Raw genomic sequence first — 22,207 nt, forward strand, 5'->3', positions numbered from 1 at the left:
GCGCGGCGTCGGGCCTGAGCCGACGCGTCGCTGCGTCGCAGCTTCTCAATTCGAGGGCGAAGTGCGCAGTCCTGCCGGAGGTGCTCCGACGTCAACCGCGAAAGTCCAGGTGCGGAGGCAGGGGGCTCGCACCATTTTGCCCTGGAATTGACCAGAACGTCGGCGTACCGAGCATCGCCCGGGCCGGAACGACGAGAAACCGGATGCTCGCGACTGGCGCGTGCATCCGGTTTCTCGTCGTACTGGCGGCGCGTGCCTACCGGTGGTCGGGCTCGTGGCTCGCGACCGGAGCGGCGTCCGTGTCCTCCGCGGCCTCGGGCGTGGTGCCCTCGACGCCGGCAACCGCGGCCTCAGGGCCACCGGCGGCCGAGCCGACGGTGCTGGGTGCGTCGTCGCCCTTGGCGCGGGTGTAGATGATGCTCGCGATCGTCGCGACGATGAGGACGCCGAAGATGAACGTGAGCGACAGCCAGATCGGGATCTCGGGGATCCAGAGGAGCGGCTCGCCACCGTTGATGAACGGCAGCTCGTTCTCGTGGAGCGCGTGGAACATGAGCTTCACGCCGATGAAGCCGAGGATGAACGCGAGGCCGAGGTCGAGGAACACGAGGCGCTCGAGGAGCCCGCCGATGAGGAAGTACAGCTGGCGGAGGCCCATGAGTGCGAAGGCGTTCGCCATGAAGACGAGGTACGGCTCCTGCGTGATGCCGAAGATGGCGGGGATGGAGTCGAGCGCGAAGAGCAGGTCGGTGAAGCCGAGGGCCACGATGACGAGGATGAGCGGCGTCCAGACCTTCTTGCCGTTCTCGAGGATCTTCCACTTGTCGCCGTCGTAGTGCTCGCTGGCGGGGATGATCTTGCGGACGAGGCCGACCCACTTGGGCATCTCCGGCTCTTCGTCCTTGAAGGAGTCGATGGCCTGCTTGACGGCCATGTACAGCAGCCAGGCGGCGAAGATGTAGAAGACGGAGACCCAGGCCTCGAGGATCGCGGCGCCCGCGATGATGAACGCGAAGCGCATGACGAGGGCGATGGCGATGCCGATGAGCAGCGCCTTCTGCTGCGCGATCTTCGGCACCTTGAAGCTCGTCATGATGATGAGGAAGATGAAGAGGTTGTCGACCGACAGCGCCTTCTCGGTGGTGTAGCCGGCGATGAACTCGCCCGCGTGCTGCCAGTCCCAGACGAAGCCGAGCGCCACCATGAAGACGACGGCGAGCGCGATGTAGAAGATCGACCACCAGCCGGCTTCCTTGAGGCTCGGCTCGTGTGGCGTCTTCACGTGGGTGAAGAAGTCGAAAACAAAGAAGCCGATGACCACGGCAATGGTCACCGCCCAGATCCAAATGGGAACGTCCACGGGTCCTCCGGAGGGGTGTGTTCGGCGAAGCGGCCGAAGGTCTCTTCCGTCGGCAGAAACCGACCGACGCGCCCGGGTGGCTGATGACAGTCACCGTGATGACGAGCGCGTCGCAGGAGGAATACTCCCCTTCAACGAAGCTCATCGTACACCGTGGATGGGGCGACGCCAGGGGCGGTGGGGAATCCGTCGCTCGAATCCGGGGTTCGCGTGGCTGCGTTCCCGGGTGCCTGCTACGGCGTGGGAACGAGGGGGTACCCGTTGAGCAGTGTGACGACGAAGCCGCCTTCGGCGCACGGCCGCAGGATGCTGAGTCCGAGGTTGCCGATGTGCGGCGCCTGGGCGCCGAGGATCGCGGTGAGGACGAGGCGGATGACGCTGCCGTGGCACACGATGAGCGAGTCCTCGTCCGGGTGGGCGGCCGCGACCTCGCCGATGGCGGCCAGTGATCGCTCGACGACCGCGGCTCGCGGTTCCACGGTGGGGTGGTCGAGTGGGCGGCGGGTGCCGTCGGGCATCCAGTACTTCTCGCCTTCGAGGGCCCCGAAGCTGCGCTCGATGATGCCGGGCAGCAGGATCGGGGCACCGAGGCCCGTTCCCTCGCCGATGATCTCGGCCGTGACCCTCGCGCGGGAGAGCGGGGAGCTGTAGAGGTTGCTCCAGCCCTGACCCACGAGGAGCGCGGCTGCATCTCCCGCCTGGTCGAGGCCTCGCGAGTTCAAGGGGATGTCGGTGGCGCCCTGGAGGAGGCCGGTCGCGTTCCACTCGGTTTCGCCGTGGCGGATGAGGCCGATGCGCATAGTGCTCCGTTCGAGGTTTCCACCCTCGCCGGCGAAGTTTCGCCGCTGGCTGAGGGGTCAGCACCCATGGTGTCAGAGCGCTGACTACGCTTGGCACATGGCTGAACGCACTCCCTGGTCACTGTCCGGCGCTCTGCGCGGCATGTTCGGCAGGCAGAAGATCGACGAGACGACGTGGGACGACCTCGAGGAGGCGCTGATCACGGCCGACTTCGGGCCCGACATCACCGACGAGATCGTCGAGCAGCTGCGCGAGCAGGTCGCCAGGTTCCACACGGAGGATCCGAAGGACCTGAAGCGGATGCTGCGCGAGCTCATCGAGGAGAGGCTCTCGAAGTTCGACACGACCCTGAACCTGCGCGAGCGCCCCGCGGTGACGCTCGTGGTCGGCGTGAACGGCGTCGGCAAGACCACCACGATCGGCAAGTTCGCGAACTTCCTGCGCATCAACGGACGCACCGTGGTCGTCGCGGCGGCCGATACGTTCCGTGCGGCCGCGGTCGAGCAGCTCTCGACGTGGGCGCAGCGTGCAGGCGCCGGAATCGTGCGTCCGCAGCAGCATGGCCAGGACCCCGCATCGGTCGCGTATCAGGCGGTCGAGATCGCGATGCGCGAGGGGCTCGAGATGGTCGTCATCGACACGGCCGGCCGTCTGCAGACGAAGAGCGGCCTCATGGACGAGCTGTCGAAGATTCGCCGGGTCGTCGAGAAGCTGGCGCCCGTCTCCGAGGTGCTGCTGGTGCTCGATGCGACGACCGGCCAGAACGGTGTTGCGCAGGCCGAGGCGTTCATCCAGCACGCCGGCGTCACCGGGCTCGTGGTGACGAAGCTCGACGGCTCCGCCAAGGGTGGCTTCGTGCTCGCGGTGCAGGAGCGAACAGGTCTGCCGATCAAGCTCATCGGGCAGGGCGAGGGCATCAACGACCTGGCCGGCTTCACGCCGCACGTCTTCGCGGAGAAGCTCGTCGGCTGAGGCCCGCCGTCGCCCAGTGCGGGGGAGTAGTGTGCCTCGCATCCGTGGAAGAGGTCTCTGATGGAAGCTGACGCGCTGTTCGTGTTCCTGTCATACGCGCTCGCGGTGGTGCTCGCGGGTGCGGGCGGGGTCCTCATGGCGTTCGGCTCCGTGCCGCGGCGGTCCTGGCGCATGGTCACCTTCGCGACCGTGAGCCTGCTCGGCGCGGCGCTCCTGATCTGGACGGCGTTCGGGTCGCGGCCGTGGCTCTTCGTGGTCTTCGTGCTCGTTGTCGTCGTCGCGAACGCGGTCACGAGCGCACTGCGGTGGAGGCTGCTCCCGCAGCTGGCCGGGGCGCCGCTGCCTGAGCTGTTGCGACTGGTGCTCCTGCGTCCCGACATCCTCCGGCGGATGGCCGCCGACGCAGCCCAGCTGGATGCGGACCGTCGTCGCCGCGAGCACGGACGTGGCTGAGCGTTCGTCAGACGCGGCAGCGCATCTCCTGAGGCCGGAGAGGGCACTCGGTTTTCCCGTGGCGCGAGACGAACCGGGCAATTCGTGGGACGGCGGAAGGAAACGTCGCCCGCGACGGTTGTCTGCCTCGTGACCCGCCAGCAACGCCAGATCCTCGTCATCGCGATCCTCGCCTCGTTCGTCGCCTTCCTCGACGGCTCGGTGACGAACGTCGCGCTCCCCGCCATGGTCGCGGAGCTCGGCGGTGGACTCGGCACCCAGCAGTGGATCGTGGATGCGTACCTCATCACGCTCGGCTCGCTCATCCTGCTCGCGGGCTCCCTGTCAGACGTGTTCGGTCGCATCTCGGTGCTTCGATTCGGGCTCATCGGGTTCGGCATCACGAGCGTCGCGATCGCGCTGTCGCCGACCCCGGAGTTCGTCATCGTCGCGCGGGCGCTGCAGGGGGTGGCGGGCGCGCTGCTCGTTCCGAGCTCCCTCGCGCTCATCATCTCCGCGTTCCGCGACGCCGCGCAGGCGAAGGCGATCGGCATCTGGACAGCCTGGACCGGCGCCGCGTTCCTCGCCGGCCCCTTCCTCGGGGGCCTCGCAGCCGACTACGTCACCTGGCGTCTCGTGTTCGGCATCAACGTCATCCCGATCCTCGTCACGCTCTGGATGCTCACCCGACTCGACAAGAGCGTCGACAGCAAGTCCGGTGGGCGCATCGACGTGCTTGGCGCGGTGCTCGGCTTCCTCGGCCTCGGCGGGCCCGTGTTCGCGCTCATCGAGCAGGGCAACTACGGGTGGGGAAGCCCCGTCGTCTTCCTGCCTCTTGTGCTCGGCCTGCTCAGCTTCGCGGGATTCCTGTTCTGGCAGGCTCGCGCGCCGCAGCCGATGCTGCCGCTTGGGCTCTTCCGCATCCGCAACTTCTGGGCTGGCAACATCGCGACGGTCTTCATCTACGGTGCGCTCTCGCTGGGCGGCTTCGTGCTGGCCATCTACCTGCAGCAGGTGGCCGGGTTCACTGCCACGTTCGCCGCGCTCGCGACGCTGCCCACGTCGATCGCCAACGTGGCGCTGTCGTCGTGGTTCGGTTCGCTCAGCGGACGCTTCGGGCCGCGCCTCTTCATGACGCTGGGGCCGATCCTCGCGGGTGTCGGCACCCTGATGTACTCGGGGCTCGGCTCCGAGGTGAACTACTGGACCCAGGTGCTGCCGGGCGTTGTCGTCTTCTCGCTCGGCCTCTCGATGACCGTCGCTCCGCTCACGTCGGCGATCCTGGGCTCGGTGCCGACGACGCAGTCGGGCATCGGCTCGGCCACCAACAACGCCATCTCGCGGGTCGCCGGGCTGGTCTCGATCGCCATGATCGGGGTGATCGCCGGCGGCACGATCGATGTCGGCAGCTTCCAGCCCCTCATGTTCGTGACGGCTGGCCTGCTCTTCGCCGGGGCGCTCAGCTCGTGGCTCGGCGTGCGGAACCCGGCGCCGGAGGCTGTCGCCGCGGCGAGCTGACCTCGACCGCACGCCGGCGGATGCGCAGGCCGGGGAAGCGTCAGGTCGCGCTGAGCGTGAACTCGAGCAGGGTGTCGTCGCCCTCCCTCGGCGAGCCGCGCCCGTCGGTGTTGTTCGTCAGCACGAGCAGGGTGCCGGATGAGGTCACGACGGCGTCGCGGAGGCGTCCGAACTCGTCGACGTGGAGTGCCTCGTCGCTGGCTTCTGAAGCCTCCGGGATGTTGATCTTCCAGAGGCGCTCCCCGCCGAGGCCGGCCATGAAGAGCGTGTCGCGAGCGTACGCGAGCCCGCTCGGGCTGGCTTCGTCTGTCGACCACTGCAGCACGGGGTCGAGGAACGCGGGGTCACCGCCCTGGCCTTCGACGTTCGGCCAGCCGTAGTTGCCGCCCGGTTCGACCCTGTTGAGCTCGTCCCACGTGTTCTGTCCGAACTCGCTCGCCCACAGCGCACCGGTTCCGTCGAACGCGAGGCCCTGCGGGTTGCGGTGTCCCATCGAGTAGACGCGGTTGCCGAACGGGTTGTCGGCGACGGGGGATCCGTCGAGCTCCATGCGGAGGATCTTGCCGTTGAGCGAGTTCTGATCCTGGGCGAGACCGGTCTGGGATGCGTCTCCGGTCGAGGCGTAGAGGTAGCCGTCCGGGCCGATCGCGAGTCGCCCGCCGTTGTGGTTGCCGGCCTTCGCGATGCCATCCACGATCACTTCGGGGGCTCCGACGCCGAGGCCACCCTCCCAGGTCACGGGGAAGCGCACGATGCGGTTGTCGGCGTCGGCCGTGTAGAAGGCGTACAGCCACTGCTCGGCGTCGTCGCTCGTCCCCGCGAGGGCGAGGCCGAGGAGGCCGCCCTCGCCGCCCGGGGCAACGTCATCGATGGTCGTCACGACGCGATTGGTGTTCGAGCCGTCGGCGGACACCTCGACGATCTGGCCGGAGTCGCGTTCGCTCACGAGGAAGTCGCCCGTCTCCAGTTCGACGACGGACCAAGGGGCCTGGAGGCCCGTCGCGACCACGCGCGGGTCTGAGCTCGGGGCCACGGGCCCCGGTTCTTCGGCCCCGTCCTCCGGCGTGGCGGGAGCCTGGCTCGTGGATGCGGGCGACGGGCTGGCCGTCGCCGACGCCGTGGCCGTCGCCCCCGTCTGGGGTGCGGTCGGCGCGCACCCGGCGAGGGCCAGCGCTGCGACGGCGGCGAGGGCGATGAGCGGAGCGGTGCGCTTGGTCATGGTGGCGGCCAATCGTTCGACGACGGGTGTGACCAGTCAAGCCGAGCCGCCTGTGCTGACGCTCCGTGCCGGGCTGCCGCCCGCCCGGCTGCCGCCTGCCCGTGCCATGAGCGCGAGGGCGGCCGGCGACGCGGCTCAGTTCGTCAGCAGGAGGATGCCGAGCAGCGCCTGGGCGATGCCGATGATGAGCGCCGTGAGCACGAGCACGGCGTGCACGGTGAGGAAGCGAGTGGGGCGACCGTTCTCGTCCCGAGCGCGCGGGTCGTTGGAGACCCGACGGTAGAAGGAGGGCCAGACGAGCACGTTGAAGACGGCACCGACGAGCAGGGCGATGCTTGCGAGGAAGACCATGCCCCAAGCCTATGGGCGGGCGGTGGCGTCCTCGATCGAGATGGCGGCGCCCGCGGGGCTCTGCCGCTTCGCGAGGGAGACGTAGCCGGCCGCGTGCGGAATGAACGCAGCGCTCTCCTCTGCTGTCAGCTCGCGCCGGACCTTGGCTGGTACCCCGGCGACGAGGACGCCGTCGGGGATGCTCGCGCCCTCGAGCACCACGGCGCCCGCGGCGACGAGCGAGCCCGCGCCGATGTTGGACCTCGAGAGGCACGCGGCCTTCATGCCGATGAGCGTGCCGTTCGCGATGGTCGTGCCGTGCAGGAGCGCCTGGTGGCCGGCGGTGACGTCGTCGCCGATGATGGTGTCGACCTCACGCTCGACGTGCACCACCGTGCCGTCCTGCAGGTTCGACCTGGCGCCGATGACGATGCGGCCACCCACATCCGCTCGCAGCACGCACCCGTACCAGACGGACGATTCCGGGCCGATCTCGACGTCGCCGACGATGACGGCGCCCGGCGCGATCCAGGCGCTCTCGTGGATGCGGGGCGTCTTGCCCTCGAACGGCAGGATCAGGGGAGCGGCACTGGTCATGCTCCGATACTCGCAGTTGCGCTGCTCCTTCGCGACCCCGCACGCCAGACCCCGCACGCCAGACTCCGCCACCTCGGCTAAAATGGGCGGACTATGGCCATTTTCGGGAACCTCTCTGACCGGCTGACGCAGACGCTCGCCGGCCTCCGCTCCAAGGGCAAGCTCACGCCCGCCGACGTCGACGGCACCGTGCGCGAGATCCGTCGCGCCCTCCTCGAAGCCGACGTCGCGCTTCCCGTGGTCAAGGACTTCGCCGCGCACGTGCGCGAGCGGGCCCTCGGCGACGAGGTCAACCGCGCCCTCAACCCGGCGCAGCAGGTCGTGCAGATCGTCAACGAGGAGCTCGTGCGCATCCTCGGCGGCGACACTCGCCAGATCGAGTTCGCCAAGCAGCCGCCGACGATCATCATGCTCGCCGGCCTCCAGGGTGCCGGTAAGACGACGCTCGCCGGCAAGCTCGCGAAGCGCCTCGCGGGGGAGAAGCACACGCCGCTGCTCGTCGCGGCCGACCTCCAGCGTCCGAATGCCGTCACCCAGCTGCAGATCGTCGGCCAGCAGGCCGGCGTGCAGGTCTACGCGCCCGAGCCGGGCAACGGTGTCGGCGACCCGGTGCGCGTCGCGACGGATGCGGTGCGCTTCGCGAAGGACAAGCTGCACGACGTCGTCATCATCGACACGGCCGGCCGCCTCGGCGTCGACCAGGAGCTCATGAAGCAGGCGGCGGACATCCGCCGCGCCACGAACCCCGACGAAGTCCTCTTCGTGATCGACGCGATGATCGGCCAGGATGCCGTCGCCACGGCCAATGCCTTCCAGGAGGGCGTCGACTTCACCGGTGTCGTGCTCTCGAAGCTCGACGGAGACGCCCGGGGTGGTGCCGCCCTCTCGGTGGCGCAGCTCACCGGCCGCCCCATCATGTACGCGTCGACCGGTGAGGGGCTCGACGACTTCGAGGTCTTCCACCCCGACCGCATGGCGAAGCGCATCCTCGACATGGGTGACATCCTCAGCCTCATCGAGCAGGCCCAGAAGGCCTTCGACGAGGACGAGGCGATGGAGATCGCGGGCAAGCTCGCGACCGAGAACTTCACCCTCGATGACTTCCTCAAGCAGATGCAGCAGCTGCGCAAGGCCGGCAACTTCAAGAAGATGATGGGCATGCTCCCGGGCATGGGCCAGATGAAGGAGGCGCTCGAGAACTTCGACGAGCGCGAGCTGGTCCGCACCGAGGCGATCATCCAGTCGATGACCAAGGCTGAGCGGCAGAATCCGAAGCTGCTCAACGGCTCGCGTCGCTCGCGCATCGCCCGCGGTTCCGGTCGGACCGTCACCGACGTCAACGAGCTCGTGAAGCGCTTCGAGCAGGCGGCGAAGATGATGAAGACCGTCGCCCGTGGCGGTACCCCGCAGATCCCCGGGATGGGGCCGATGCCGGGCCAGCACGGGGGTCGCAAGGCTGCGGCCAAGGGCGGCAAGAAGAAGCAGCAGGGCAAGCGAAGCGGCAATCCAGCCAAGCGCGCGCAGCAGGCCGTCGAGGAGGCCTCGGCTCCCAAGCGTCCGGGTGGCGCGTTCGGCGGCGCGGGTCTCGGGCGTCCCGCGGCTGGCGACGGGCAGCCGAGTGCGGCGGAGCTCGAGCAGCTCCAGAAGTACCTGGGCCGCGGGTAGCTCGGCACGTTCTCGCGGGGCGGGAGCTGACGGAGGGGCGCATCCATCTCGGTGGATGCGCCCCTGTGTCGTTGAGCGTGTTCGCGTCGCGCGTCGCCCGGTGTGCGGCAGAACGCACGAGGGGCGCATCCGCTGACGGATGCGCCCCTCGTGCGTTCGTGCGCCGCCGTTAGTCGGACTTCCTCATGCGGCGTGTGAGGAGCAGCACGGCACCGGCTGCCAGCAGGAGCCCTGCGCCGATCGCCAGAGCGGGGGCGAAGCCGTCAGCACCGGTTGTCGCAAGTCCACCCCCAGCGGCTGGCGGGGTCGTGTGCGTCGAGGTCGGCGCCGGGGTCCAGGTCGGCGTGGAGGTCGTCGGGACAGGGGGGACGACGGTCGCGGTCGGCGTGGCCGTGCTGGTGGGCGTCGGCGTGGTCGTCTCGGTCGGCGTCGGCGTCGGTGTCGGCGTCTCGGTCGGCGTCGGTGTCACGACGACGGGGCTGACCGTGATGGTGACGGTCGCCGCCTCGCTGTCGACGGAGCCGTCGTTGGTCGTGAACGTGAAGCTGGTCTCTCCTTCGAAGCCGTCGGCCGGGGTGAAGGTGAGGTCTGCGCCTTCGCCGCTGAGCGTTCCGTTCTCTGGCTGCGTGAGGACCGTGTAGGTCAGTGGGTCGCCTTCAGCGTCGTCGCCCGTGAGCGTGATGTCGAGGGGTGTGTCGATGTCGGTCGTCAGGTTCTGCGAGGCCGCCGTCGGCGGGGTGTTCGAGCGGAAGCTGCCGGCTTGGATGAGGACCGCCGAGTCGAGGCTGGAGTCGCCTCTGTCGGCGATGACGAGCTTGATGTGGTTCGTCGCTCCCTGCTGGACGGGGGCGGACAGGCCGAGGACGGTCGTGAGTCCGTCGAGTCCGGTGTCGAAGGCACCCGAGCTGACGGGGTTGTCGCGGTAGAGGCCCGTGTTGCGCAGGTGGTTGATGTTGTTGATCGCGACGGCGGTGTCCGTGCCGTCCGCGTCGAAGGTCGCGTAGTTCGTGCCGTTGACGAAGAACGCGAAGACATCGTTGAAGTTGGTATCGACGTACTCCTGGTACTCCTCCGATCCGAAGACGTAGGAGAACGCGATGCTGTCCTCGGTGGGGACGAAGTCGAACTCGAGCACGGCCGCGTCGCGAGTCGAGCCCTCGACGATGTCGTCGAGGTCGGTGTCGCCTGGGAGGCCGTGAGAGGTGCTGGTCGACCCGGATTCGTTCGGACCGAGCAGCGCGCCCCCTTCACCGGCCGAACCGGTTGTCAGGGTGAGGCCGCTCTCGACGCCGAGATCCGTGAATCCCGAGTAGCTGCCGGAGGCTTCGGGGGCGCCCGTGTAGACGACGTTGGAGACCGCGGTCTCGTCGCCCACGAGCGTGCCGACCAGCTCTTCCGGTGTCTGGCTGGTGAGGTCGACGACGGTCTGCCCGGGCGAAGCGGCGGCGGTGCCGACTCCGACTCCGAGAAGAAGGACGGATGTTGCCCCTGCGGCGAGGGCGGTGCGGAGTCGCATGTGTTCTCCTGAGGATCTGAGGGTTTGGTGATGCTAAGCCGCCAGTTGCCTGAAAATCAAGAGAATCTTGGGAAACAGGATGCGCCGTTGCGCCCCGTGACGAGATGGTGGGGCGCATGTGACTCGTGTGAATGCTCGCCACCCCGATGAGTCGCCGATGGTGAGGGCTCGGCGACAGGTACGCTTGTCAGGTCATCAAGTCGTCCGAGGAGTGCGCCATTGAGCAATGAAGCTGCGACTACAGGCGAGGCCCGACTCCCGCTCGGGCTGTTCGTCGGCATCGACCGTTCGAGCCCCGTCCCGCTGTACCACCAGGTGTCGGAGCGCATCGAGAAGGCGATTCGAGACGACACGCTGCCGGCGGGGTCGAAGCTCGAGAACGAGATCTCCCTCGGACACCGGCTCGGGCTCTCGCGCCCGACAGTGCGCCGCGCTATCCAGGAACTGGTCGACAAGGGACTCCTCGTCCGGCGCCGCGGCGTGGGCACGCAGGTCGTGCACGGGCCCGTCACCCGCAACGTCGAGCTCACGAGCCTCTACGAGGACCTCGAGCGGTCCGCGCAGAAGCCGACGACGACGCTGCTCTCCCGCCGTGTGGAGGCTGCGACGCCCGAGCTCGCCGAGACGCTCGGCATCGAGGTCGGGAGCCCCACGCTGCACATCTCGCGCCTCCGGAGCGCCGACGGGGTCCCACTCGCGGTTCTCGACAACGTGCTCCCAGAGCCGTTCGTGGAGCTCACCGAGGACGAGCTCATCCAGCACGGGCTCTACCAGCTGCTGCGGGCCCGCGGCGTCACGATGCGCATCGCCAAGCAGCGTATCGGTGCCAGGACTGCGTCTCGCGAGGAGGAGCGCCTCCTGGACCTCTCCGGCGGTGCCGCAGTGCTCACGATGTCTCGCGTCGCGTTCGACGCGACGGGGCGCGCCGTCGAATACGGCCGGCACTGCTACCGGCCGGACCTCTACACGTTCGAGATCACGCTCGTCGAGCGCTGACACCGCGCTGACAGCGCGCCGAAACCGTCGGGCCGTCGCCGGGTCGACGGCCATCGCTGGCGGTGCGCCGATCTGCGGGATGCGCGAGGAAACGCCGCCAGCCGATGTGCCCTCCGCACGGGGTTCGTGCGGGCACATCGGCTGGCGGCGTTCGGCCGACTCGGGGTCGAGGCTAGGCTCGGTTGGGAACCGCGAGCTCGCCCGTGAGGTACTGGGCGCGGCCGAAGCCGAACGTCCAGTCTTCCGGGCCGTTCTCGACGTAGCCGATGAAGACGTCGTTGCCGTCGACGCCCTTCTCGCCGAGCGCTTCGGCGATGCGAGCGTAGAGCGACTGCTTGGCCTCAGTGGTGCGGCCGCGCTGCGTGAAGATCTGGATCATGACGACGCCGCTCGAGCGGTCGAAGCCCAGCCCGGCGTCCTGGGCGATGATCTGGCCGCCCTGGTGCTCGGTGATGATCTGGAACCGGTCGCGAGCGGGGATCCCGTACTCGGCGACGATGGCGTCGTGGATGGCGTCGGCGATGGACGAGATCTGCTCGGGCGTGCGGCCGGCGTTGACGTCGATGCGTACGAGAGGCATGGTGCGGTGTCCTTGGGGTCGAGGGTGACGTTCTTTGTCTGATCGCCAAGTCTAGCGTCAAAAGACCTAATGTCCTAACAAATGCACCCAGTGGTCAGGCGGAGTCCTTGCGGGAGAGTCGCGCCCACGACGGAGATCAGAGCGACGCCTCCAGTGCCGCGTCGGCGTCGCGGAGCACCTTCGCCGCGACCTCGAGCCCCTCGATGCGGCCGAGCGACGTGTCCTCGTGCTCGATGTTGACCCACATCTCCGGGTCGACCTCGTACAGGGCGTGGAGGAACTCGGTCCAGAACGCCGTGTCGTGGCCGCGGCCGAGGGCGACGAAGTCCCACGCCGAGTTCTTCGGCCACTCGTTCGCCCACTCATCGCCACCGAGGTTGGTGCGCGGCTCGTCGGCGGACAGCTTGCGGAACCGATTGTCCAGCACGCCGTAGATGGCGGCTGCCGGGTTGACGCGAACATCCTTCGCGGCGGCGTGGAACACCCACTTGCCGAGGTCGCGGACGACGGCCACCGGGGCCATCTGCTGCCAGAAGAGGTGCGAGGCGTCGAGCTCGACGCCGATGTTCGTCGTGCCGGCCCGCTCGATGAGCTCGCGGAAGTTCGCCGGGTTGAAGGCGACGTTCTGCGGGTGCAGCTCGAGCGCGACCTTCACGCCGTGCTCGCGGGCGAGCTCGTCGACCTCCGCCCAGAACGTCGCGGCGACGTCGAGCTGGTAGTCGATGACGTCGAGTGCGGCAGAGTTCCAGGCATTGACCACCCAGTTCACGGTCGTAGCTCCCGGCTCGCCTCCGGGGAGGCCGGACATCGTGACGACGCGGTCCTGCCCGAGCCGAGCCGCGAGGCGAATCGACCGGCGGATGTCCTCAGCGTGCTTCTCGCCGATGGTTCGGTCTGGGTGCAGCGGGTTGCCGTTGCAGTTGAGGCCGGCGATCGAGACGCCCGTGCCGTCGAACTGAGCGAGGAACGCATCCCGCGCCTCGTCGTGCTCGAGGATCTCGTCGAAGTTCGGGATGTGCGTTGCCGGGAGGAAGCCACCCGAGTTGAGCTCGATCCCCGTGAGGCCGAGGTCGGCGATGACCTCGATCGCCTCCCGCAGAGGCCGGTCATGGAGGATCGCGTTGTAGACGCCGAGGCGCATGTCAGGCTCCGATCTTGTGCGTGGTGGTGGGGTTGACGCGCACGGCCGAGCCGTTTGCGGATGCTGAGGCGGCGACGGCGTTGAGCAGCTCCATGTTGTGGATGCCTTCTTCGAAGCTGGCGCAGCGCGGGAGCGATTCGCTCTCGGGAACGCCGGCGACCTCCTCGAGGAAGGAGCGCGCCTGGTAGGCGAACGCGTCGTTCTGCCCGAAGCCGACACTCGGGGCGTCCATCGCGAGTCCGCCGGCGACGTAGGGGTGCTCCGGTCCGAGGATCACCTGCCGGTACCCGTTCTGGGCAGAGGGGACATCGTTCAGGAAGAGCTCGATCTCGGAGGGGCGACGCTGGTCGTACCTGGCGGCGCCGTTCTCGCAGAAGACCTCGAAGATGAGGCTGTTGGCATGACCGCGGGCGACGCGGGAGACCTCGATGGCGCCAGCGCCGTCCGCGAATTTCAGTGAGAACGCGGCGTAGTCGTCGTTCTCGACGGCCTCGAACGTGTCGCTCACTGCCGCGTGGTCGTGGCCGAGGACGGCTCCGAGCGGGAGGGGGCGCTCGTGGATGACGGTGGTGAGCGTTCCGCCGCTGACCTCCTGGATCTCACCGCCGAGGAACTCTGCGATATACGCCATGTGGCTCCCGACGTCGGCCAATGCGCCGCTGCCTGCTGCGCCCTTGAAGCGCCAGCTCATCGGGCCCTGTGGGTCGCAGGCGTAGTCCGTCCAGTAGCGCCCACTGAAGTGGAGCAGTCTGCCGAGGGTGCCGTCCTGGATGAGCTGGCGGATGTAGGCGATGCCGGGGGAGCGGCGGTAGGTGAAGCCCACGCGTGCGATGGAGTCGGCGCGCTCGGCGGCTGCCGCCATGGCGGAGGCGTCTTCGATGGAGTCGCTGAGGGGTTTCTCGCAGAGCACGTGCTTGCCGGCTGCGAGGAGGCCCTCGACGGCTTCTCGGTGCAGGGAGTTCGCGATGACGACGCTCACGACGTCGATGTCGTCGGCGGCCGCGATGGCCTGCCAGGACGAGTCGGTGCGCTCGTAGCCGAAGCGCTTGGCGGCCAGGGCGCCGAACTCCGGGTTGATGTCTCCGATGGAGACGAGGCGGATCTCGGGCAGCGTGGGGCTGTAGAGGGTGGATGCGACGCGGTAGGCCGCAGCGTGTGCGCGCCCGGCCATGCCTGCGCCGATGACGGCGACGCCCAGTGAGGTGGACATTGGTTCTCCTGTGGTTCTGCGTGAGCTGGGATGGTGAGCGCAGGCGACCGACGACGGTGTTGGAGCGCTACACTGGAAGGTAGGTCATGAAATAATGTCCTGTCAAACGATCTGAGTTCGGAGTGTCGAGTGCCACCCACGTCCCGCCGAAAGCGACCGACGATCTACGACGTCGCTGAGCGCGCCGGAGTCTCCAAGTCGCTGGTGTCGCTCGTGCTGCAGAACTCGACACGAGTCAGCGATGAGAAGCGCGCGGCAGTGCGAACCGCGATCCAGGAACTCGGCTACCTGCCGAGCCGGGCGGCCACGGCGCTCGCGGGGAACCGCACGCGCGCGATCGGCGTGATGATCGACGACTTCAGGAACCCCTGGTTCGTCGACCTCCTCGGGGGCATGCAGGAGGTGCTGAACGGGCCCGGTTTCCACGTCACGGTGGCTGACGCGAACCTGAACGCGCACCTCGAGCAGTCCCCGATCAGCGGTTTCCTGGCCGCCGGCGTCGAGGGTCTCGTCATCGGCGGCGACGTGGATGCGGTGCCTGGGGAGGGCTTCCCCGTTCCGACCGTCGTCGCGGGCAACCGAGCGACGGTGCCAGCTGGCGCCGACCTCGTGGCCAACGACGACGAAGCTGGCGCGCGCCTCGCCATCGAGCATCTGCGCTCACTCGGTCACACGAGGATCGGCCACGTCACCGGAAGTGGCCGAGCAGCCGAACTCAGGCGCACGGCCTACGAGCGAGCCATGGTCGAGGCGGGGCTCCAGCCGCGCGTCGTGGGCGGCTCTGGGGCCACCGACCAGGACGAGGGGCGACGAGCCTCACGCCAGCTGCTCGAGGACTGGCCGGAGACCACTGCCGTCTTCGCGGCGAACGACGTCATGGCGCTCGGTGTGCTCGGAACGCTCGACAGGATCGGGATGCGTGTGCCAGGCGACATCTCCATCGTCGGCTATGACGACTCGCACCTTGCAGGGGCCGAGTACCTGTCGCTCACCTCGGTTGACGACCGAAGCGCCGACGTGGGTCGTGTCGCGGCCGAGCTCCTGCTCGCGCGCATCGAGGGGCGCCATCCGGAGGTCGAAGAGCGCGGTGGGGGAACGCGCAGACTCATCCAGCCGGTGCTGACGGTGCGCGGCTCGACCGCGGCAGTGCGGGGCGACTGACGCGGCTCAGCGGTCGCGTCGGGCCCCTGCCTCAGGTTCGAAGGCGAGCACGAGGGGTGCCTCCCAGCCCTGCTCCGCGTAGGCGCTCAGCACGCTCTCGCGCAGCTCGTCGACCTTCTCTGCCGGGTGCATCACGAACACGGAGCCGCCGAGGCCGGTGCCGGTCATGCGGGCGCTTGCCGCGCCGAGGTAGGTGGCCAGCTCCACGGTGAAGTCGATGCGCGCCGTCGAGACCTCGAAATCGTCCCGCAGTGACGCCTGCGATGCGGCGAGCAGGTGATTGCGCTCCTCCGGCGTCTCGCCCGTGCGCATGAGCTTCGTGAACTCCAGCGTGCGGGCGATCTCGGAGACGACGTGGCGGGCCCGCCTGAAGACGACCTCGTCGAGCCTGTCCGCCGCTGCGTCGAGTTCAGCGGGCCGCACCTCGCGCAGCGTCTGGCAGCCGAGCGCCTCGGCAGCCCTGGCGCAGTCGTCCGCCCTCGACGCGAACTCCGCCGACCAGTTGCGGTGCGATTCTCGCGTGTCGATGAGCACGCGGACCAGGCCGGACTCGGCGGGTCTCGGCGCAGGCAGGATGGAGACGTCGGACCCGCGCGCGTCGAAGAAGACGTCCTCATTGCTTCGCGCCGCGTGCACGGTGATGTGATCGCTGAGCCCGCCAGGCGCGCCGACGATGTCGGCCTCAGTCTGTCGACCGATCTCGGCGAGCTCCTCGACGTTCATGCCGAGCCCCCAGAAGTCGTTGAGGGCTGTGCTGATGGTGGCGCACACGGAGGCGGAGGACGCCAGGCCGGCCCCGATGGGCACGTCCGTCGTGAGGAAGATGTCGAGGCCGGTGCCCAGGAAGAAGGGCACGCCGGGGTCCGTCTCGTCGTCATCGCCGCGAGTGCCTTCCGGCGGGTTCTCGCGAGCGAAGCGGAGCATGCTCGAGACCGCTCCGAGCGGGTACGCACGCCAATCCTTGGTGGGGATCTCCGAGGAGATCGACCGCAGATCGGTCACGGCCTCCTCGCTGGAGAGGTCGGTGACGATGCGGATGCGGCCGTCATCGCGCGGCGCGATCGCCGCGCTCGAGCGGAGGGGGATGGCGCACCCGTAGCCGACGCCGTCCTGCAGGTCGGTGTGATCGCCCATGATGCTGACGCGACCCGGCGCGGACCAGACCCCGAGGGGCTCGCGCTCGAATGAGGCCAGGAAGCCCTCGCAGACGATCGTCGTCAGGTCTCTGCTCATCTCGTCACCGTTTCTCAGGCATGGTCGAATGGGCGTCCGCCCCTGTGCATGCGCAGGCCGATTCTAATAACTGCGTCCTGAACGAGTGCCGAAACTCGGGCGGGCGCGCCGTTCAGGCGAACGGATCGGGCCGTTCATCTGGTCGGGACTGGTCTTGCGTGCTAGAGTCAAGAGTTCGTGGGTCCTATTTCCCACAATCGTCGTACCGTTTGTTGTTCGAGGGCACCTTTCCTGCCTCGGCACGATTTCACGAGTTGCGGCGAACGGGCACATTCGCCCGCATCATCGCCGCAAGAGCGCAGCACTCGAGTGTTGTGCGTTCTCTGCGTGCTGATTGAAAGGCAAGACCTCCATATGACGGAAACAACCTCAACTTTCGCCGAGCTCGGCGTCCCCAAGTCCCTCGTCAGCGTGCTCGATGCAGCAGGCAAGCACGAAGCATTCCCCATCCAGCAGTCCACCCTCCCGAGCACCCTCGCAGGCCGCGACGTCCTCGGCCGTGGCAAGACCGGCTCAGGCAAGACGCTCGCGTTTGCGATCCCACTCGTCGCCCGCCTCGCTGGCGCCGTGTCCGGTGGCAAGCGCCGCCCTGGCCGTCCGCTTGGCCTCGTGCTGCTCCCGACCCGCGAGCTCGCAACCCAGGTTGCCGCGGTCATCGAGCCGCTCGCCAAGGCCGCAGGCCTCACCGTGACGACCGTCTTCGGCGGCGTCTCGCAGCGCCCGCAGGAGACCGCGTTCCGCAACGGCGTCGACATCGTCGTGGCCTGCCCCGGCCGCCTCGACGACCTCATGAAGCAGCGCATCGTGAACCTCGACGCCGTCGAGGTCACCGTGCTCGACGAGGCCGACCACATGGCCGACCTGGGCTTCCTGCCCGTCGTCACGCGCATCATGAACGCCACGCCGCAGTCCGGTCAGCGCCTCCTCTTCTCCGCCACGCTCGACAACGGCGTGGACAAGCTCGTCAAGAAGTTCCTGAACGACCCGATCCTGCACTCGGTCGACGAGTCCAACTCGCACGTCGCCGCCATGACGCACCACGTCTACGAGGCGGAGACACCCGAGGCGAAGACGGCGCTCGTGCACGCCCTCGCGAGTGGCAAGGGCCGCCGCATCATGTTCATGCGCACCAAGCACCAGGCGAAGAAGCTCGCCAAGCAGCTCACCGCGTCCGGCATCCCGGCCGTCGACCTGCACGGCAACCTCTCGCAGAACGCCCGCGACCGCAACCTCGCGGCGTTCTCCGGTGGCGAGGTCAACGTGCTCGTCGCGACCGACGTCGCCGCGCGTGGCGTGCACGTCGACGCCATCGAGCTCGTCGTGCACGTCGACCCGCCCGCCGAGCACAAGGCGTACCTGCACCGCTCCGGCCGCACGGCACGCGCGGGCTCCGAGGGCGACGTCGTCACCCTCATGCTCCCGAGCCAGCGCAAGGACACGGAGATGCTGCTGCGTCGCGCGAAGATCGGCGTGACCCCGCAGCGCGCGAACGTCAACTCGCCGTTCGTGGCCGAGCTCGTCGGCGAAGTCGCCCCGACCGTGCGCCCCGTTCCGGGCGGACCGGGATCCGGCAACGTCGAGGTCAGCCAGGGCCGCGGCACCTCGCAGGGAGCGAACGCGCGCCGCAAGCGCGACAACGCCTCCTCGCGTGGTGGCGCATCGCGTGGCGGATCGAGCACCGGCGGTGGCCGTGGCCGCGGCGGGTCCTCATCGCAGACCTCCTCCTCGTCGTCCGCGTCGCGCCCCGCGCGCTCGCAGGGTGGAGAGGGTGCAGCCCAGGGCCAGCGCCGCGGCGAGGGTCGCCCGCGCCGCGCAGGCACCACCTCCGCAGCGGCTCCGTCGCGCGGTGGCGGCGAGCGCGGCTCGCGTCGCGCCAGCTGGTCCTCCGGCCAGTAGTCAGCGCCAGACGCACAGCATCCCCGAACGGGCGGCCCGAGCAATCGGTCCGCCCGTTCGCTGTCTGCCCGGTCTGCCCGCATGCGGAGTGCATTCACACGGGAGATTCGGCTTCGATGGCGCATGAAGCGGCGTTTCTCGTGTGGATTCCGCGGGCGCGGCGCGGGCAGGCGGTGAGTCGGCTCAGGTGGGGGAGTCGGGGAGCAGGTGGGCTGAGAGGGCGTCGAGGTGGGCGCGCACGGCGACCGGGCCCTCGTGCTCCAGCAGGCGGAGATACTCCTCGTGCTCGTCGGCAAGGCCCTGCGGGTCGTAGTGTTCGTGCGCGCCGGCGAGCAGCAGCCGAACCTCGCTGTCGAGTGAGCGTGCGGCCTCGCTGATCCGGGGGCTCCCGGCAGCGTCGATGATCGCCTGGTGCACGGCAGCGTGGGCTGCTTCCAGCCGTCGCCACGAGCTGGCATCCTGCGCCTCCAGTCTGCGCAAGCGCGAGATCTCGTCGAGCACGGGCGTGCGCACGTCTTCCGGCCAGCCCTGCGGGTGCTTCGTGCTCAGGATGCGCACGGCCTCCGACTCGAGGGCGCAGCGGAGGTCCTGCATGGCGCGGATCTCGGCTTCGTCGAGCTTCGCGACCTCGACCCCCTTGTAAGGCGCGGCGTTGACGAGCCGTTCCGCGGCGAGCGCGGCGAGGGCCGTGCGCACCGTGTGCCGCGAGAGCCCGAACTCGGCGGCGAGATGCTCTTCGCGCAGCGACTGGCCGCGGGCGTAGCTTCCCTCGAGGATCCGCTCGCGAAGCGTCGTGGCGAGCTTCGAGGCGGCGGTCACCCGTGGCGTTGTGTCAGGCGCTGCGCGCGTCATCGCTGCTGCCACTCCGCGGAATCTGCGTTTGGATGGATGCTTGCCGGACCCGCAGCCGCAGCCGTACCAGTCGTCGTGCCGGGCGCGGCGAGGGTCGACCTCGTCGCAGGTGGGAGCCGTTCGAAGGCACCGGTGGACCCCAGCACGAGCACTACGATACCTGCCGCCAGCACGGCGAGCCCGAGTCCCTCGAGCGCTGCGAGCTGCTCGCGAAGCGCGAGGAGCCCCAGGATGCTCGCGGTCAGCGGCTCCGCGAGCGTCAGCGTCGAGACGGTCGCGGCCTGCAGCTTCGCGAGGCCAGCCCCGAAGCACAGATAGGCGATGGTCGTCGTGACGACGCCGAGCCAGGCCGCCGTCGCGAGCCCGGCCGGGGTGAGCATCCACTCGGCACCGCTCGCGAGGAGCAGGGGGATGCTGGCGATGCCGGCGACGCCGAAGACCATGCCCATGGTGCCGTCGGCGCTCCAGCCTCGGTTCATGAGTGCCTTCGCCGAGAGGGTGTAGATGCTGTAGCTCGCGCCGGCGCCGATCGATGCAGCGATCCCGGCGAGGTTCGCACCGCCCGAGTCGCCCGCGCCAGCCGCCGCGATGAGGCCCACGCCGAGGACGGCGATCGCGGTCGCGACGCCCCAGCTCACCCCGGGGAAGCGGCGTTCGAGTGCCCACTGCAGCAGTCCCGTGAGGACCGGTGCTGATCCGAGCGCGAGGACGGTGCCCACAGCGACGCCGCTGCCCGCCGTGCCCGCGAAGAAGAGCGGCTGGTAGAGGAGAACGCCGAGCGTGCCGAGGGTGATGAGTCCCAGCTGGGCACGATTCGAGCGGCGGAGCCGGACGGTGTCCGGCGCGGGCTTCCGAGAGTATCCGCGGGCGCCGCGGCGACGCAGCCCCGTGAGCAGCGCCCAGGCGCCGAGCAGGGTCCCGCCGAGCGCGAGGCGGGCCGAGCCGAGCGAGAAGGCGGACACGTCTGGCGCCCCGAGCGCCTGCGCGGTGCCGGTTGTGCCGAAGCAGACCGCGGCGAGGAGGACAAGCAGGAGTGGAGCCACGGGAAGATTGTTACACAATCCGTCGAGCTCCGTGGTCGAGCGGTGGACGCGGCCCGCGAGCGAGCCGCAGACGAGCGACGGGCTCGGCCGAATCGGCCGAGCCCGTCGCTCATCTGTGGTGCGGAGAAGCTACTTCTTCGCGGTCGGGAGGAAGATCGCTCCCGTCGTGACGTCCTCGTCCAGCGACTCGAGCGTGCGGCCGCGGGTCTCGGGGATCTGCGTCGCGACGAAGATGAGCGCGAGCACGCCGACGCCTGCGAACAGGAAGAACGTGCCCGTGATGCCGAGCGCATCCACCACCGACGGGAAGTAAAGCGAGATGAAGCCGTTCGCGACCCACAGGGCGAAGATCGAGACGCCCATGCCGATGCCGCGCATGTGCAGCGGGAAGACCTCGGAGAGGTAGACCCAGACGGCGACGTTCAGGAAGGTCTGCATCGAGCCGACGAATGCGACGACGAGGAACAGGATGACCCAGGGGCGCAGCGGGTTGCCCGGCTCGAGGATCATGGACGAGAACCCGATGAGCAGGTGGCAGGCCGTGGTGAGCGAGAAGCCGATGACGAACGTCTTGCGGCGGTCGAACTTGTCCATGTACGAGAGCGCGATGAACGCACCGACGACGGCGATGATGCCGGGGGCGATGTTGGCGATGAGGGCCGCGCTCGAGTCGAAGCCGGACTCGATGAGCACGATCTGGCCGTAGTACATGATCGAGTTGATGCCCGTGAGCTGCTGGGCGACGCCGAGTCCGATGCCGACGAGCAGGATGCGGCGCAGCCACTTGTTGCCGAGGATGGCCTTGAAGCCGACCTGCTTCTCCTGGCCCTCTTCCAGTGCGACCTTCTCGACCTGTGCCAGCTCAGCTTCAGCGCGCTCGGGGGAGCGGACGGTCTTGAGGACCTCGAGCGCCTCGGCGTCACGGCCCTTCTCGACGAGCCAGCGGGGCGACTCCGGCATGCGCAGCATGCCGAAGAAGAGGCAGATGGCCGGGATGGCGCAGATGGCGAACATGATGCGCCAGACGCCGTCGAGGTGTCCGAGCGTGTTGCCGAGGATGGCGTTGATGACGAACGCGGAGAGCTGGCCGATGACGATGGCGGCTTCGTTGCGGCCTGAGATCGACCCGCGGATCTCGTAGGGTGCCAGCTCGGCCAAGAAGACCGGGACGACCGTGGACGCTCCGCCAACGGCAAGGCCGAGGAGGATGCGGCCGACGACGAGCACTTCGAAGTTCGGGGTGAAGACGACGACGAGCGTGCCGAGGAAGAAGAGCACGGCGAGCATGATGATCGTCTTGCGGCGGCCCCAGCCATCGGAGAGGCGGCCGCAGAAGATCGCGCCGATGGCGGCCGCGAAGACGAGCGAGCTCGTGACGACGCCTTCCGTGAGCGGCGTCAGACCGAGCTCCTCGGTCATGGGGTTCAGGGCGCCGTTGATGACACCGGTGTCGTAGCCGAAGAGGAGACCGCCGAAGCACGCGACGATCGAGATCAGCCCGAGCCGCGAACGGTGCGGCCCAGCTGTGAGGGGCGGGAGTGATTTCTCGGCGGTGTTGCCCGCCGGATGCGATGAGGCCATTTGGACGTCCTTGTCGTGGATGCTGCGAGGTGGAGCAAGGTTGTGCGGTGCTGCTGGCGCGTCTTCTGCGAACGCGTGTCTTGATGGTAACCGAAGAATGACGT

At 68.7% G+C, this 22,207-nt stretch carries 20 protein-coding genes; 7 read left to right on the forward strand and 13 right to left on the reverse strand.

What is annotated here, in order from left to right:
- Positions 1-256 precede the first annotated feature (256 nt).
- Both C5C17_RS05980 and C5C17_RS05985 read right to left on the reverse strand, forming a co-directional pair.
- The gene (locus tag C5C17_RS05980; RefSeq protein WP_104252478.1) at positions 257-1,360 is read right to left on the reverse strand and encodes a TerC family protein; all 1,104 of its coding nucleotides are present in this window, start codon (positions 1,358-1,360) and stop codon (positions 257-259) included.
- Between the two features lie 233 nt (positions 1,361-1,593).
- Positions 1,594-2,160 carry a histidine phosphatase family protein gene (locus tag C5C17_RS05985; RefSeq protein ID WP_104252479.1) on the reverse strand — a complete coding sequence of 189 codons (567 nt, stop codon included), beginning with the start codon at positions 2,158-2,160 and terminating at the stop codon, positions 1,594-1,596.
- A 97-nt stretch (positions 2,161-2,257) separates the two neighbouring features.
- Here C5C17_RS05985 and ftsY point away from each other — a divergent pair, with 97 nt between their 5' ends.
- From ftsY to C5C17_RS06000, 3 genes are all read left to right on the forward strand, one after another.
- Entirely contained in the window at positions 2,258-3,133 is an 876-nt protein-coding gene (ftsY, locus tag C5C17_RS05990) for a signal recognition particle-docking protein FtsY (RefSeq protein WP_104252480.1), read from the forward strand.
- Positions 3,134-3,193: 60 nt separating this feature from the next.
- Positions 3,194-3,586 carry a hypothetical protein gene (locus tag C5C17_RS05995; protein ID WP_104252481.1) on the forward strand — a complete coding sequence of 131 codons (393 nt, stop codon included), beginning with the start codon at positions 3,194-3,196 and terminating at the stop codon, positions 3,584-3,586.
- Positions 3,587-3,715: 129 nt separating this feature from the next.
- Entirely contained in the window at positions 3,716-5,083 is a 1,368-nt protein-coding gene (locus C5C17_RS06000; protein WP_104252482.1) for an MFS transporter, read from the forward strand.
- A 40-nt stretch (positions 5,084-5,123) separates the two neighbouring features.
- Here the strand turns inward: C5C17_RS06000 and C5C17_RS06005 are convergent, their stop codons facing one another.
- From C5C17_RS06005 to C5C17_RS06015, 3 genes are all read right to left on the reverse strand, one after another.
- Positions 5,124-6,302 (reverse strand): sorbosone dehydrogenase family protein, encoded by a 1,179-nt coding sequence (locus tag C5C17_RS06005; protein ID WP_104252483.1) that lies wholly within the window; start codon positions 6,300-6,302, stop codon positions 5,124-5,126.
- A 135-nt stretch (positions 6,303-6,437) separates the two neighbouring features.
- Entirely contained in the window at positions 6,438-6,653 is a 216-nt protein-coding gene (locus C5C17_RS06010) for an SCO4848 family membrane protein (RefSeq protein ID WP_104252484.1), read from the reverse strand.
- A gap of 9 nt (positions 6,654-6,662) precedes the next feature.
- Positions 6,663-7,229, reverse strand: coding sequence for a gamma carbonic anhydrase family protein (locus C5C17_RS06015; protein ID WP_104252485.1), 567 nt, complete (start codon positions 7,227-7,229; stop codon positions 6,663-6,665).
- A gap of 93 nt (positions 7,230-7,322) precedes the next feature.
- Here C5C17_RS06015 and ffh point away from each other — a divergent pair, with 93 nt between their 5' ends.
- Positions 7,323-8,894, forward strand: coding sequence for a signal recognition particle protein (gene ffh / locus C5C17_RS06020; RefSeq protein ID WP_104252486.1), 1,572 nt, complete (start codon positions 7,323-7,325; stop codon positions 8,892-8,894).
- Positions 8,895-9,063: 169 nt separating this feature from the next.
- Here the strand turns inward: ffh and C5C17_RS18550 are convergent, their stop codons facing one another.
- Positions 9,064-10,410 (reverse strand): choice-of-anchor L domain-containing protein, encoded by a 1,347-nt coding sequence (locus tag C5C17_RS18550; protein ID WP_181028504.1) that lies wholly within the window; start codon positions 10,408-10,410, stop codon positions 9,064-9,066.
- A 219-nt stretch (positions 10,411-10,629) separates the two neighbouring features.
- Between C5C17_RS18550 and C5C17_RS06030 the strand changes: the two genes are divergently transcribed.
- Positions 10,630-11,406: a GntR family transcriptional regulator gene (locus tag C5C17_RS06030; RefSeq protein ID WP_104252487.1), complete on the forward strand. Its 777-nt coding sequence runs from the start codon at positions 10,630-10,632 to the stop codon at positions 11,404-11,406.
- Between the two features lie 172 nt (positions 11,407-11,578).
- Here the strand turns inward: C5C17_RS06030 and C5C17_RS06035 are convergent, their stop codons facing one another.
- From C5C17_RS06035 to C5C17_RS06045, 3 genes are all read right to left on the reverse strand, one after another.
- The gene (locus tag C5C17_RS06035; RefSeq protein WP_104252488.1) at positions 11,579-11,986 is read right to left on the reverse strand and encodes a tautomerase family protein; all 408 of its coding nucleotides are present in this window, start codon (positions 11,984-11,986) and stop codon (positions 11,579-11,581) included.
- Positions 11,987-12,122: 136 nt separating this feature from the next.
- Complete coding sequence (locus C5C17_RS06040) at positions 12,123-13,127, reverse strand: sugar phosphate isomerase/epimerase (RefSeq protein WP_104252489.1); 1,005 nt, start codon at positions 13,125-13,127, stop codon at positions 12,123-12,125.
- Position 13,128: 1 nt separating this feature from the next.
- Complete coding sequence (locus tag C5C17_RS06045) at positions 13,129-14,337, reverse strand: Gfo/Idh/MocA family protein (RefSeq protein WP_104252490.1); 1,209 nt, start codon at positions 14,335-14,337, stop codon at positions 13,129-13,131.
- Between the two features lie 129 nt (positions 14,338-14,466).
- Between C5C17_RS06045 and C5C17_RS06050 the strand changes: the two genes are divergently transcribed.
- On the forward strand, positions 14,467-15,498 hold the full coding sequence (locus C5C17_RS06050) for a LacI family DNA-binding transcriptional regulator (RefSeq protein ID WP_181028505.1): 1,032 nt from the start codon (positions 14,467-14,469) through the stop codon (positions 15,496-15,498).
- Positions 15,499-15,504: 6 nt separating this feature from the next.
- Here C5C17_RS06050 and C5C17_RS06055 read toward each other — a convergent pair whose 3' ends face one another.
- On the reverse strand, positions 15,505-16,731 hold the full coding sequence (locus C5C17_RS06055) for a galactokinase family protein (RefSeq protein WP_104252492.1): 1,227 nt from the start codon (positions 16,729-16,731) through the stop codon (positions 15,505-15,507).
- A gap of 354 nt (positions 16,732-17,085) precedes the next feature.
- On the opposite strand from C5C17_RS06055, the gene C5C17_RS06060 reads away from it, so the two are divergent.
- Positions 17,086-18,627 carry a DEAD/DEAH box helicase gene (locus tag C5C17_RS06060; protein WP_104252493.1) on the forward strand — a complete coding sequence of 514 codons (1,542 nt, stop codon included), beginning with the start codon at positions 17,086-17,088 and terminating at the stop codon, positions 18,625-18,627.
- Between the two features lie 183 nt (positions 18,628-18,810).
- Here the strand turns inward: C5C17_RS06060 and C5C17_RS06065 are convergent, their stop codons facing one another.
- From C5C17_RS06065 to C5C17_RS06075, 3 genes are all read right to left on the reverse strand, one after another.
- Complete coding sequence (locus C5C17_RS06065) at positions 18,811-19,446, reverse strand: GntR family transcriptional regulator (RefSeq protein WP_181028506.1); 636 nt, start codon at positions 19,444-19,446, stop codon at positions 18,811-18,813.
- Between the two features lie 29 nt (positions 19,447-19,475).
- Positions 19,476-20,522, reverse strand: a complete 1,047-nt coding sequence (locus tag C5C17_RS06070; protein ID WP_104252495.1) for a DMT family transporter — start codon at positions 20,520-20,522, stop codon at positions 19,476-19,478.
- Between the two features lie 129 nt (positions 20,523-20,651).
- Positions 20,652-22,103 carry a sugar porter family MFS transporter gene (locus tag C5C17_RS06075; protein WP_104252496.1) on the reverse strand — a complete coding sequence of 484 codons (1,452 nt, stop codon included), beginning with the start codon at positions 22,101-22,103 and terminating at the stop codon, positions 20,652-20,654.
- Between the last annotated feature and the right edge of the window lie 104 nt (positions 22,104-22,207).

It is taken from the genome of Pseudoclavibacter sp. RFBA6 (assembly GCF_002931575.1).
Taxonomy (GTDB): domain Bacteria; phylum Actinomycetota; class Actinomycetes; order Actinomycetales; family Microbacteriaceae; genus Pseudoclavibacter; species Pseudoclavibacter terrae.

What these genes read in the sequence shown, in the direction of transcription:
- C5C17_RS05985 (WP_104252479.1), bottom strand. Translation starts at nt 2,160, where the DNA reads ATGCGCATCGGCCTCATCCGCCACGGCGAAACCGAGTGGAACGCGACC.
- ftsY (WP_104252480.1), top strand. Translation starts at nt 2,258, where the DNA reads ATGGCTGAACGCACTCCCTGGTCACTGTCCGGCGCTCTGCGCGGCATG.
- C5C17_RS05995 (WP_104252481.1), top strand. Translation starts at nt 3,194, where the DNA reads ATGGAAGCTGACGCGCTGTTCGTGTTCCTGTCATACGCGCTCGCGGTG.
- C5C17_RS06005 (WP_104252483.1), bottom strand. Translation starts at nt 6,302, where the DNA reads ATGACCAAGCGCACCGCTCCGCTCATCGCCCTCGCCGCCGTCGCAGCG.
- C5C17_RS06010 (WP_104252484.1), bottom strand. Translation starts at nt 6,653, where the DNA reads ATGGTCTTCCTCGCAAGCATCGCCCTGCTCGTCGGTGCCGTCTTCAAC.
- C5C17_RS06015 (WP_104252485.1), bottom strand. Translation starts at nt 7,229, where the DNA reads ATGACCAGTGCCGCTCCCCTGATCCTGCCGTTCGAGGGCAAGACGCCC.
- ffh (WP_104252486.1), top strand. Translation starts at nt 7,323, where the DNA reads ATGGCCATTTTCGGGAACCTCTCTGACCGGCTGACGCAGACGCTCGCC.
- C5C17_RS18550 (WP_181028504.1), bottom strand. Translation starts at nt 10,410, where the DNA reads ATGCGACTCCGCACCGCCCTCGCCGCAGGGGCAACATCCGTCCTTCTT.
- C5C17_RS06035 (WP_104252488.1), bottom strand. Translation starts at nt 11,986, where the DNA reads ATGCCTCTCGTACGCATCGACGTCAACGCCGGCCGCACGCCCGAGCAG.
- C5C17_RS06040 (WP_104252489.1), bottom strand. Translation starts at nt 13,127, where the DNA reads ATGCGCCTCGGCGTCTACAACGCGATCCTCCATGACCGGCCTCTGCGG.
- C5C17_RS06045 (WP_104252490.1), bottom strand. Translation starts at nt 14,337, where the DNA reads ATGTCCACCTCACTGGGCGTCGCCGTCATCGGCGCAGGCATGGCCGGG.
- C5C17_RS06055 (WP_104252492.1), bottom strand. Translation starts at nt 16,731, where the DNA reads ATGAGCAGAGACCTGACGACGATCGTCTGCGAGGGCTTCCTGGCCTCA.
- C5C17_RS06060 (WP_104252493.1), top strand. Translation starts at nt 17,086, where the DNA reads ATGACGGAAACAACCTCAACTTTCGCCGAGCTCGGCGTCCCCAAGTCC.
- C5C17_RS06075 (WP_104252496.1), bottom strand. Translation starts at nt 22,103, where the DNA reads ATGGCCTCATCGCATCCGGCGGGCAACACCGCCGAGAAATCACTCCCG.